Source organism: Ensifer sp. GW821-FHT05G01 (genome assembly GCF_059419585.1).
This window is the reverse complement of record NZ_JBWKSC010000013.1, coordinates 256,368-267,568: the sequence shown is the minus strand read 5'-3', so window position 1 is coordinate 267,568 and position 11,201 is coordinate 256,368. Positions and strand designations below refer to the sequence as shown.

The 11,201-nt window shown below is 61.8% G+C and carries 11 protein-coding genes; 4 read left to right on the top strand and 7 right to left on the bottom strand.

Annotated features, from left to right (window positions below; translation table 11 throughout):
• Nucleotides 1–552 precede the first annotated feature (552 nt).
• Both AC07UR_RS27565 and AC07UR_RS27560 read left to right on the top strand, forming a co-directional pair.
• A complete protein-coding gene (locus AC07UR_RS27565; protein ID WP_209789930.1) occupies nucleotides 553–1,161 on the top strand; it encodes an RBBP9/YdeN family alpha/beta hydrolase in 609 nt (202 codons plus the stop codon).
• A gap of 342 nt (nucleotides 1,162–1,503) precedes the next feature.
• A complete protein-coding gene (locus AC07UR_RS27560) occupies nucleotides 1,504–2,910 on the top strand; it encodes an FAD/NAD(P)-binding protein (protein WP_173421972.1) in 1,407 nt (468 codons plus the stop codon).
• Between the two features lie 19 nt (nucleotides 2,911–2,929).
• Here AC07UR_RS27560 and AC07UR_RS27555 read toward each other — a convergent pair whose 3' ends face one another.
• From AC07UR_RS27555 to AC07UR_RS27540, 4 genes are all read right to left on the bottom strand, one after another.
• Nucleotides 2,930–3,769, bottom strand: coding sequence for an ABC transporter permease subunit (locus AC07UR_RS27555; protein ID WP_209789929.1), 840 nt, complete (start codon nucleotides 3,767–3,769; stop codon nucleotides 2,930–2,932).
• Complete coding sequence (locus AC07UR_RS27550; RefSeq protein WP_209789928.1) at nucleotides 3,766–4,563, bottom strand: taurine ABC transporter ATP-binding protein; 798 nt, start codon at nucleotides 4,561–4,563, stop codon at nucleotides 3,766–3,768. The genes AC07UR_RS27555 and AC07UR_RS27550 overlap by 4 nt, the downstream gene beginning before the upstream one ends.
• A 95-nt stretch (nucleotides 4,564–4,658) precedes the next feature.
• The gene (gene tauA, locus AC07UR_RS27545) at nucleotides 4,659–5,666 is read right to left on the bottom strand and encodes a taurine ABC transporter substrate-binding protein (protein WP_173421975.1); all 1,008 of its coding nucleotides are present in this window, start codon (nucleotides 5,664–5,666) and stop codon (nucleotides 4,659–4,661) included.
• Nucleotides 5,667–5,843: 177 nt separating this feature from the next.
• Nucleotides 5,844–6,392: a flavin reductase family protein gene (locus tag AC07UR_RS27540; RefSeq protein ID WP_173421976.1), complete on the bottom strand. Its 549-nt coding sequence runs from the start codon at nucleotides 6,390–6,392 to the stop codon at nucleotides 5,844–5,846.
• A 183-nt stretch (nucleotides 6,393–6,575) separates the two neighbouring features.
• Here AC07UR_RS27540 and ssuD point away from each other — a divergent pair, with 183 nt between their 5' ends.
• Together ssuD and AC07UR_RS27530 are read left to right on the top strand one after the other, a co-directional pair.
• The gene (gene ssuD / locus AC07UR_RS27535) at nucleotides 6,576–7,745 is read left to right on the top strand and encodes an FMNH2-dependent alkanesulfonate monooxygenase (RefSeq protein WP_209789927.1); all 1,170 of its coding nucleotides are present in this window, start codon (nucleotides 6,576–6,578) and stop codon (nucleotides 7,743–7,745) included.
• Nucleotides 7,742–9,175, top strand: a complete 1,434-nt coding sequence (locus tag AC07UR_RS27530) for an FAD/NAD(P)-binding protein (RefSeq protein WP_327795837.1) — start codon at nucleotides 7,742–7,744, stop codon at nucleotides 9,173–9,175. The genes ssuD and AC07UR_RS27530 overlap by 4 nt, the downstream gene beginning before the upstream one ends.
• Before the next feature lie 46 nt (nucleotides 9,176–9,221).
• Here AC07UR_RS27530 and AC07UR_RS27525 read toward each other — a convergent pair whose 3' ends face one another.
• Genes AC07UR_RS27525 through AC07UR_RS27515 form a run of 3 tightly spaced genes read right to left on the bottom strand, consistent with a single transcriptional unit; the run spans nucleotide 9,222 to nucleotide 11,198 of the window.
• Nucleotides 9,222–9,932: an MOSC domain-containing protein gene (locus tag AC07UR_RS27525; protein ID WP_209789926.1), complete on the bottom strand. Its 711-nt coding sequence runs from the start codon at nucleotides 9,930–9,932 to the stop codon at nucleotides 9,222–9,224.
• A complete protein-coding gene (locus AC07UR_RS27520) occupies nucleotides 9,922–10,632 on the bottom strand; it encodes a glutamine amidotransferase (protein ID WP_209789925.1) in 711 nt (236 codons plus the stop codon). The genes AC07UR_RS27525 and AC07UR_RS27520 overlap by 11 nt, the downstream gene beginning before the upstream one ends.
• Entirely contained in the window at nucleotides 10,629–11,198 is a 570-nt protein-coding gene (locus tag AC07UR_RS27515; protein WP_494700216.1) for a redoxin domain-containing protein, read from the bottom strand. Before AC07UR_RS27515 ends, AC07UR_RS27520 begins: the two co-directional genes overlap by 4 nt.
• Nucleotides 11,199–11,201 lie beyond the last annotated feature (3 nt).

The following is an 11,201-nucleotide window of genomic DNA, read 5'->3' as shown; positions in this document are numbered from 1 at the left end:
CGGCTCTTGTGGCCATGCTCTCTCAAATCCAGCTCACCTCTTCCATGCGCCTCAGGAAAACCCAGGCGCTCCCATTACGAGATCGATCAAGCTGAATTCAGCCAGCCTATCGATCTCCCCGTTGAGCTCGAACCAGACCCCACAATGTCGCCGTCGAAGCAGCTTTCTCGCTCGGCTTGTTGAGTTGGCCGAACACAGCACCATTCCCCAAAACCTCGATAGCGTTTGCCGTCGAAGCCGTCAGCCCAAACTATCAATTTCGCGGGCACCAACAACGCAATTTTTTGACTGCAAGAGGCCTCAAAACGAAACTGATTTCGCTGAGAAACGCGTCAAAGGAAACACTCTGCCTCAAGCATTGTTCCGCGGCCGATACGGCGTTCTCGGTGACGTGATTTGAGGTGGAAGAAAGTTATGCTATAGAAATTATAGATATTGAACATTCCTTGCTTACATCGTGCCATTCACCTTCGCATAATCGTCTCGTGAACTGTTTGACCAACAGTCGGTGGGCGTGCCGTCACTTTTGCCCATTCGCAAGAGGCTGATACCATGGCAAAAACCTTGATTATTCCGGGCCTGTTCGGCTCAGGTGCGGGGCATTGGCAACGTCACTGGCTGGACGACCAGCAGCAGGCCACCCTCGTTGAGCAGGACGATTGGGACCACCCGGTACTCGCGAGATGGCGCGACGCATTGGAGCGAGCCATAGTTCGACACGGTGTCGTGGATCTTGTCGCGCACAGTCTGGGCTGTATTCTCGTTGCCAGCCTGGCGCGAAGACCGCTGGCGCGTCATATCAGAAGCGCGCTTCTCGTGGCGCCATGCGACCTCGATGTGACTGAGCGGCTTCATCCCGGCGCGATCGAGTTCGGTGCCATGCCGGAGCAGCCGCTGCCGTTTCCGAGCCTGATCGTCGGCAGCCTCAACGACCCCTATATGTCTTTCGACCGGCTGCGGCACGTGTCCACCCGCTGGGGGAGCCGCCTCGTCGATCTCGGTCATGCCGGCCACATCAATGTTGCCAGTGGGTTCGGTCGCTGGCAGCGAGGTTATGACCTGCTGACGGTCTTGAACGGCATTGCGCGGCGCGAGCAGCCCTCGGTGAATGCTGTTCAGGCCGGTGAGAAGCGGGAGGTCAGCGCTGCCGCGGGGCGGTAGAGAGGTGAGCGCGTCACCCCGTGCCCGCCGGCTCGAAAGGGAGGTGTGCACAAAGGGCTTGATGTAGCTCCGTTTTCGCGCTCTAATAGCGCATAAACTTTATAGAGTATCCCGTATAGGGATGACCATGTGCCAAGGTGCCAGGCCAGCCAGAACAACGGATACCTCCTCGCCGGCCCATGCGGCTGGCGGCTCCATCCCCGACACTGCAGATATGCGCCAGCGCAGCGGCCGATCGCGGTGCAGGGCGATACCCCAAGGTCCGGTCCGTGTTCGGGATCGGAACAGCCATGCGTTTCAAACTTTGCCGGCTGATCACAGTCAGGCAACAAGGGAGCTCACATGACTGTCCACGGATTGTTTGCCAAGATTTCGCCAGATAATGACGGTTCGCAGGCAAAACCGCGCATCGCCATAATCGGCCGGGGCTTCTCGGGGATCATGATGGCGATCGCGCTGATGAAGTCGGTACGAACGGCATTTCATGTCCATCTCTTCGACCCGCAACCGACGATCAGCGGCGGACAGGTGATGGCCGCCGCCCAGAGTGGCGAGATCCTCAACAGCCGCGTCCGGGATCTTTCGGTTGCTGCCGGGCAGCCTGAGGATTTCAACGAATGGCTTTGCGCAAATCAGGATTTCCGCTCCGCCGTTTCCGCAGCCATTCCCGGGTTCCAGCAGATCTTCGTACCGAAGAGCATTTTCAGCGATTATGTCTACCAGCGCTTTTCCGAAGCGTTGACGCGACGGCCGGATATTTCGATGCAGCTCTCCTGCCAGGCGGTGCTCGGACTGCGGAAACTGCCGTCGGGACGCTTTCTCGTCCTGCAGGAGGAAGGCTCGATAGAATGCGATATAGCCGTGCTTGCAACCGGGTTCGGTATCCGCGCCCTGGAAATGGAAGTCGCGGATGAGGAGCGCCCGCTGGTGAGAGCGCGACGCCTGGTCGTGCCACGTCATGCGGTGCTGCTTGGCAGTGGCGTGCGCGTCGTCGATCGTCTGCTGCAAATGCGCGATAGCGGCTATGCCGGCGAAATCACCATTGTTTCTCGCCATGGGTTCCTGCCGCAGGCGCACACGAGGCTGGCGGCAGCACCCACGTTCCCCGTCGATCCGATGCCGACAAGGCTTCGCGATATCGTCCCCTTCGTCCGCCACGCTTGCGCCGACGCCGAAGCCAACGGCCTTGGCTGGCAGGCGGCGATGAACGGGCTCAGGCGCCGCGCGCGTTCATTATGGCAATCCTTGCCGGAACACGAGAAGCGACAGTTCAACCGCCATCTGCGCTCGATCTACGACAGCCACCGCAATCGCCTGCCGGCACCCTTGCATCTGCGACTGCAGCAGGAATTGACCGATGGCCGCACCGTCGTGCGCAAGGGCTGGGCAGGGCGTCGACGGTCGGACGGATTGATGGTTCGTTGGGCAGGGGTCACACAGGAAGAGCTGTTGGAGGCGGATCAGGTCATCGATTGCCGCTGTTCTGCGCCGGATCTCAAGGCTCCGGTCATCCAGAACCTCTTTGCCGGTGGCCTGGCAGAGCCGGACGAACTCGGGCTCGGCCTCGCGGTCAGCCCTGCGGGCGAGGTGCTTGCGGAAGGTCATCCGACCGCCAACCTCTACGCGGTCGGCCCTTTGGGTCTCGGCAGCCTGCCCGATATCGATCTGGTCCCGGAGATCGTGACGCAAACCTATGCTGCGGCACGGTTGATCGCAACGCGTCGCCGCGTGACCCAGAAGTCCGCATAGGGACGACGATGACCGACCGTCAGCGGCGGTTTGACCATGGAACCAGCCGCCGCTCCATCCACCGCGCAATGACTTCGAACAGGAAGGCAACGAGCGCGATCACCACAATGCCGGCAATGACGATGTCGGTGACGAGGAACTGTGCCGCGGACTGGATCATGAAGCCGAGGCCGCGTGTCGCGGCCACAAGCTCGGCGGCAACCAGCGTCGACCAGCCGGCGCCGAGCGCAATCCGCGTACCGGTGAGAATGGACGGCAGCGCGCCAGGCAGGATGACATGCGCTAGCAGTTGCCGTCGCGATGCACCGAAGGCGCGCGCGGCATTGATGTGGTCAGCAGATGCGGATTTGACGCCTGATGCCGTCGACAGAATGATCGGAGGCAACATTGCCAGTGCGATTACGGCGATCTTCGAGGCTTCACCGATCCCGAGCCAGATGATGACCAGCGGCAGATAGGCAAGCGGCGGCAGCGGGCGGAGAAATTCCACGATCGGATCGAGGATGCCTTTGCCCCAACGGCTGGTTCCGATCGCCAGACCCGCGGGCACGCCAAGGATAAGGGCAGCGGCAAGAGCACCGAAGATGCGCGAAAGGCTGGCGGCGACATGCTGCACCAGCGTCGCATCGACAAATCCCGTCGTCGCCAGCCCGCTCAGTGCGCGAAGCACTGCAAGCGGCGAGGGCAGGAACAGCGGCGGCACCAGCCCGTAAAACGAGACGAGGCTCCAAAGGCCGACAAGCGCGGCAATCGTCGCTGCTGAGATCCAGAGAACGGGCCGCGGCCGTGCTGGTCGCCCGGTATCCGTTTCACCCGTTGGTTCGTTGTCGATCGACGCCGTCTCCAGGGAAAGGGTCATGCTGCAACACCTTCGTCTTCTGAATGAATGAGACCGGTCAAGCCATCGTGCAGCCGCCGGAATTCGGCAGAGGCGCGCAGCTCGGATTGCGGTACGCCGGCGAGATAGTCCCGCGCGAAGTTCACCGGGATCACCCTTGCGATCCGGCCGGGGTTGGCATTGAGTACGATGACGCGTGTTGCCAGCATCAAGGCTTCATCGATGCTGTGCGTGATCAGTAGCGCGCCGGCACGGCTCGCCTGCCACATGTCCAGGAGAAATCCCTGCATGCGCACCCGCGTCAGTGCATCGAGGGCGCCGAGTGGCTCGTCCAACAACAGGAACCGCGGATGCGAGGCCAAGGCTCTCGCAATGCCGACACGTTGGCGCATGCCGCCGGAAAGCTCCCAGACGTTGCGGTCGGCCGCATCCGGCAGGCCGACACGTTCGAGCAGAGCGCGCGCCTCCTTCAGCCGTTGGTCCCTGCCGACGCCGCGCAGGCGCAGCGGGAAAGCGACATTTTCAATCGCCGTCAGCCATGGATAAAGCGCGTCGTCCTGAAAGACGACCGCCCGGTCCGAGCCCGGTCCGGATAACTTCTGCCCATCAAGCGTGATCCGGCCACTGCATGGCGCCAGGAAACCCGCTGCAAGGTTGAGCAGGCTGGTTTTGCCCGAACCGGACCTGCCGATCACCACGACGAAGTCGTCGCCGGCAATCTCCAGGTTGATCCGGTCCAGAACCAGCGGTGCCTGCGACCGACCATCGCCAGGTGCATAGCGCAGCGAGACATTTTCAAGCCCAAGCACCGACATTGTGCAGTCCTCTTACTCTCAGACGTGGATCGATGGGCGGACCGGCGGTTTGCCTGCAGGCGCTCCGCCAGCCCCTTGATTGCTAATCCAGTCGCTCAGAACGAGAGCTTGGCTGCTTCCTGTGCCCAGCGCGCCGAGACGTAAGGACCGTAATCGGCAAGAACCGCGGGGATCTTTCCCTGTTCGAGCAGGAAGGCCGACGTTTCGGCGACCGCCTTGGCGGTTGCGCCGCCGAGGAGATCGGCACCGGCCTGCTCCTCGAGGGACGGGAAATAATATCCCTTCAGCAAGGCCGGCACGTCCTCCTGTTTGGCACCCGTCAACCGAGCGATTTTTTCCGCCTGGGTCGAGGTTGCGTTCCACGCATCCGGCTTTGCTCGGTAATCGGCATAGGCGTCACCGGTCACCTTGACGAACCCGGTCACGATATCAGGATGCGCCTCGGCGAATTTCTTGCTGACGATCCAGGCATCGAAGGTCGGGCCACCCCACTTGGCGACGTCGGCGGAGGTGGCGAGCACTGTCGATGTCTTCTTGATTTCGGACAGAACCGGATCCCAGACATAGGCGCCGTCAATGTCGCCGCGCGTCCAGGCTGCGGCGATTTCCGGCGGTCGCAGGTTGAGGATTTCGACGGACTTCGGATCGACGTTCCAATGCTTCAGTGCCGTCAACAGGCTGTAGTGCGCAGTCGACACGAAGGGAGTTGCGATCTTCTTGCCGGCAAGTTCCTCCGGCTTGCTGATGCCCTTGACCGCCAGAGCCTCCGCCTCGCTGATGAGGCCGACCACGAAGATGGTTTCGAACGGCAACTCACGGCTGGCAGCAGCCGCCAGCGGCGACGAGCCGACATAGCCGATATCGATCGAGCCGGATGCAAGGGCTGCGATGACATCCGCACCGCCATCGAACTTCTGCCAGTTGATCTTTGCGCCAGTCACCTTTTCATAGGTTCCATCGGCCTGTGGCACGCGCGACGGCTCGACGATCGGCTGATAGCCGATGGTCAGCGTGGTGTCGGCGGCATGTGCTGCGAACAGTCCCTGTGTCGCCAGCAACAGCGCCGCGGTTGAGACCAAAAGGGTGCGTCTTGCGATTGTCATTGCCGTGCTCCTCAACGGTTTGCCGATGGCCCCGTCGTGGAGCCTGCAATGATAGTCTCAAAACCCATGGATTTTATGGAGATATAAAATACCCCGTTTGCTCGACGGGGTATGACGCCATTCCAAACTTCGGCCACTTGCACGTCGTCTGTGCCCAAGTTGGGCCGATGCTTGCGGTTATGGCTGAAAGCTGCCGTAACGGCCGCCATGGTAAAGCACCGGTTCGCCGGCGCCGGAGGTAATCGCCAGGACCCTTCCCAGAATGATCGCGTGGCTATGGCGCTCGATGACTTCCTCGACTTCGCAATCGATAGCAGCGAGCGCACCGTGAAGGACAGAAGCACCGCTGACGAGGGTCCGCCAGTGCGCGCCGTCGTAGCGCGCCGAGCCTTTGAGGCCGCCGAAGCCGGCGAACCTTTCGGCGACGTGCTGCTGCTCGCTTGCGAGAATGTTGACGCAGAAATGACGGTAGCGTTCGATAACCGGCCAGGTGGACGACGTCCGGTTGATGTTGACGATCATCGTCGGTGGGTCGACCGACAGGGCCGTTGCCGACGTGACCGTCGCGCCGGTTCGGTCGTCGCCGACGCCGGCGGTGATGACCGAGACGCCACCTGAAAGATTGCGCATTGCCGACTTCAGTTCGTTAGCCGTGACCGGGGAGGGACGGTCGGCGGCATGACTGGATGTCGTGAATGCGGGGGAAGCGGCAAGAGCGATGTTCATGGCAATATCCTCGAAAAATTTCACCTGCTTCCCGGTCGGCAATGCGCAATCCGGGAAAAATTTTTCCTCCACTCAAAAATGATCGCCTGATTTTTCATTGTCAATAAATTTTATAGAGTTTATCATTTTCGAGCTGCCGGCCCTGTTGCCGTCCGCCACAGATCGCGTCCGAGGAGAATTCGCATGGGCAACACGCCTGACAAAATCAACGTTCTCTGGTTCCTGCCCACCCACGGCGACAGCCGCTATCTCGGCACGACGCGGGGAGGGCGCAATGTCGACCTGAACTACCTCAAGCAGGTCGCCCAGGCCGCCGATTCACTCGGCTATTACGGCGTATTGATACCCACTGGCCGCAGTTGCGAGGACAGCTGGGTGGTGGCGTCGGCGCTCGCGCCCTTGACCGCGAAGCTGCGCTTCTTGATCGCGGTGCGACCCGGCCTGTTGTCGCCGACGCTGGCTGCCCGGATGACAGCCACACTCGACCGGCTTTCCGAGGGGCGGCTGCTCATCAACGTGGTGACCGGCGGCGACCCGACGGAAAACAAGGGTGACGGCATCCATCTCTCTCATGCCGAGCGCTACGAGGTCACCGAGGAATTTCTGAACGTCTACAAATCCGTGCTTCGTGGAGAAGACGTCACTTTCAAGGGAAAGCATTTCGACGTCGAAGGTGGCAAGCTGCTGTTTCGGTCGGTGCAACAACCGCATCCGCCGCTCTATTTCGGCGGTTCATCGGGCAAGGGCCAGGAGGTGGCGGCCAGGACGATCGACAAATACCTGACATGGGGAGAGCCGCCGGAGGATGTCGCCAAGAAGATCGCCGAGGTGCGCGCGCTGGCCGATGCCGAAGGCAGAGAGGTTACATTCGGCATCCGGTTGCATGTGATCGTCCGCGAGACGGCAAAGGAAGCGTGGCAGGCGGCTGATGAGCTGATACAATATGTTGATGACGAAACGATCGCCGCGGCACAAAAGGTGTTCGAGCGCATGGATTCGGTAGGTCAAAGCCGCATGAGCCGGTTGCATGGCGGCCGGCGCGACAAGCTTGAGGTGGCGCCCAATCTTTGGGCCGGCGTCGGTCTCGTGCGCGGCGGCGCTGGCACCGCACTCGTCGGTGACCCGGATCAGGTCAAGGCGCGGATGGAAGAATACCGCGAGATTGGCATCGATACTTTCATCATGTCCGGCTACCCGCATCTGGAGGAGGCCTATCGCTTCGGCGAACTCGTGCTGCCGAACCTGCCGCTTAACCATTCGGTCCCTGCGCGAGAAACGTCTATCAACACCGGCCCGTTCGGTGAGACCATCGCCGGCGACCACAGGCCGAAGCTCAAGGTCTCTCAATCGTGACGCGCCTATCCCGCCGACCGGTTGTCGCAATCATTGGCGGGGGGTTCACCGGTGCGGTGCTGGCAGCCCATCTCGCCAGGAACATGCCCGAACACGCGGCCGACGTCTTCGTCTTCGAACCGAGGTCGCGGCTTGGGGCCGGCCTTGCCTACGACACGTCGGACCCGGCCCACCGCGTCAACGTACCGGCTGCGCGGATGAGCCTGCTGACGGACGATCCGGATGATTTCCTGCGGTGGCTTGCGGCCGAGGGAGAACCTCGCGACGATCCGGATGCTCTGGCAGCCGACGGAAACCTCTACCCGCGACGTACCGTCTTCGGCCGTTATGTGGGCGACTTTATCGCTCCGCTTCTTGCAAGCGGGCAGGTCCACCACTGCGGTGAACGGGTGGTCCAGATCGCCAGGACGGGGGATCGGTGGCACATGAAGGCGGACGGAGGTACAGAGGTTCTGGCCGACATCGCCATCATTGCCACGACCCATCCGGCGCCATGCCCGCCTCAGCATATTTCCAGGGCGCTTGCGGGCCATCCGCGCTTCGTTCCCGATTCGACATCGTCAGGCGCCCTGTCGGTGATCCGCGCGGATGATCGCGTCCTCATCATCGGCAACGGGCTGACTGCGGCCGATGTCATCGCTTCCCTGCGCCGCAGCGGGCACCGTGGGACGATCACTGCCGTATCTCGCAGGGGGCTACGCTCGAGGGGGCACGCGACGACGGCTCAGGAACCATTCGGGGATTTCGTTGCCGACCCTTCGCGAACGGCGCGGACACTGTTGCGCCGGGTACGCCTTGCGCTGCAGCAGGTCCCGGCGGAAGGGCGAAGCTGGCACGCCGTCTTCGATGCTTTGCGCGCCCAGGGGGGCGACATCTGGAACGCGCTGCCTGTTGCGGAGCGGAGGCGACTCGTCCGTCACCTGCGCGTCTATTGGGACGTGCACCGATTCCGTGTCGCGCCGCAGATCGACGCGGTGATTGCGCAAGGGCTTGAACACGGTGACATCAGGGTCATTGGCGGACTGGTGAAGGAGATAAGCAAGCAGGGCGAGACCATCATCGCCGAGATCCGCCACCGCCATACCAACCACGCTGAGACGATGAAATTTGATACTTGTGTCGTGACCACCGGCCCCGCCCACACGAGCATCCTGAAGAGCCAGCGCTGGCTCGCGGAGTTGGCAGAAGGAGGCCACCTTCAACTGGATGCGGTCAGCCTCGGTCTTGCCTGCGATGACCAAAGCCGGGCAACCGACCGCGATGGAAACGGCAACGACACGCTTTTCATCGCCGGCCCGCTTGCCCGCGGCACGTTCGGCGAACTGATGGGACTGCCTCAGGTCAACGAGCATGCGATCTTCGTTGCCGACCGGGTCGCGCAACGGCTGGAACGTCAATTCCGGTTCGGGCCCATGGCAAAGACGGCCTGACACTCAGCGGATTTCGGCCCTGGCGCAAGGAAGCCGCGAGCCGCATCTAGCCTTCCTGCTGGCCTTCAAGACGCCGTGTCCAATCCTCGACAGTTCGGGTTGCCAAGCGTTTACTGGCATAGTCGCGCCAATTTGCCGGCAATATCGCGAGATTGGCGATTTCCCGGAGTGCATCCCGGTTCATCGTGTCGACGTACAGATAATGCCAGAGCCGACGGATGGTCCAAGCAGGGTATAGGCGCTCGACCATGATGAGGGCATCGTCAGGGCAAACGCGTCCTTCCTCGATCACCCGATAGTACCATCCGGTGCGGCCGGATTGCTGGACGCGGCGGGCCATGTCGTTCAGCCCAAAGCGCTTGTTCAGTTTCCAGCATGGCTGCCTTCCCTGGCTGACTTCGAGAAGGGCACTCCCCAAACGGAAGCGATCTCCAACGGCAACGTCATCTTCGGTCAACCCTGAGGTCGACAGGTTCTCGCCGAACGCCCCCGGGTGATCGAGAACGGAGATCGGGCCGATCTCTGACTGCCAGAGCCGGTAATGATCACCGGGATAATGATGCACGGCCTTTTCGACGCCGCCATGTCGCTTGAGGTCGCCCTGATGATCGCCAATGAGCCCGGTAGCCGACAGGCTCAACGGTCCGGTAACCGGCCTCTTGTCGATGCCGCTCTGCGTTCCGCGTTCGTCGATCGCGGTCAGGTCGCCCACGAGCAATGCCTCGAGGGGGATTGGTTTTGCTCGATCAATCCGCATGCACCTGCTCCAACCATTCCGTGATCATGGCTTCGGCGGCGACTGCCAGTGTCGCTCCGAACTCAGCCGCATCGTTTCGGAGTTTTCCGATATCGATCTTGGCTGCCGCCAGCTCGCAGGCGTGGCCGACAAGCCACCGTTCGAACGCCGCTCCCGCATCCGCTTCAGGGTGAAACTGAAGCCCGAGTATGTTGCTGCCGATCGAGAACGCCTGTTGCACGTTCCTGGATGTCGATGCCAGCAGGGTTGCACCGGTGGGAAGGTCGTAGGTATCGCCGTGCCAATGCAGCATCGGCACCCGTTCCAGATGGCGAAGAGGAGAGGCACGGCCAGCCTCGTTGAGGCTGATCGGATCGAAACCGATCTCCTTGGCGCCTGTCGGAAAGACCTTCGCGCCGCTTGCGCGGGCTATCAGTTGCGCGCCAAGGCAGATGCCCAGGGTCGGCCGTGCTGTCTTCAAGCGCGCACGCACGACTTCGACCTCCCGCTGCAGGAACGGGTAGGTCAAATCCTCATAGGCACCTATCGGCCCGCCGAGGACAATCAGGAGGTCGGGAGCGTCCGGAACGAAATTCAGAAAATCTTCTGTTCCGACATCGCGGTACTTTATGTCGTAGCCGGCGCGACGAAGGGGAGCGGCAAAGGTGCCGAGATCTTCGAAGTGAACGTGCCTGATCACCACGGCCGATTTCAGTGTCATCGTGTCCCTGTCTCCAAATTACGCAAGCTCCCCCCGGGGATAGTGCAGCCGTCCGTGCTGCAACCTGCGAGATCCTGACGCGTTGTTGCCGGTGGCTCGTTGAGGGCGTTTGCGAGCCATGCGCCGACGAGCAGATCGTCCTCGATGCCGAAGCGATGGTGGCGCACGGTACCGTCGCGGCCGATGATGATGGTCGTCGGCGTGCCGCGCATGCCATAGCGCTGCATCGTACGCGGTATCGGTGTATCGGCCGCTGCGGCGTCGACACCGATCGGGAAGGTCAGCCGGTATTCGTGGATGAAGGCCCTGAGAGCCTCCGGCCCCATCGCCGCATGGTGTTCAAAGACTGTGTGCAGCCCGATCACCTGAAGGTCCGTGTCGCGAAACAGGCTTTGCACGCGCTGGGTTTGCGGCAGCCCGTGCGAGACGCAAGCCGGGCAAAGCATCTGAAAGGCATGAATGAAGACGACGCGTCCGCGCAGCATATCGAGGTTGAGCGGCGCGGTGGTGTTGAACCAGCTGGTGACTTCCAGTTCTGGCGCCTGATTTGGGGTATCAGCGATCATGGG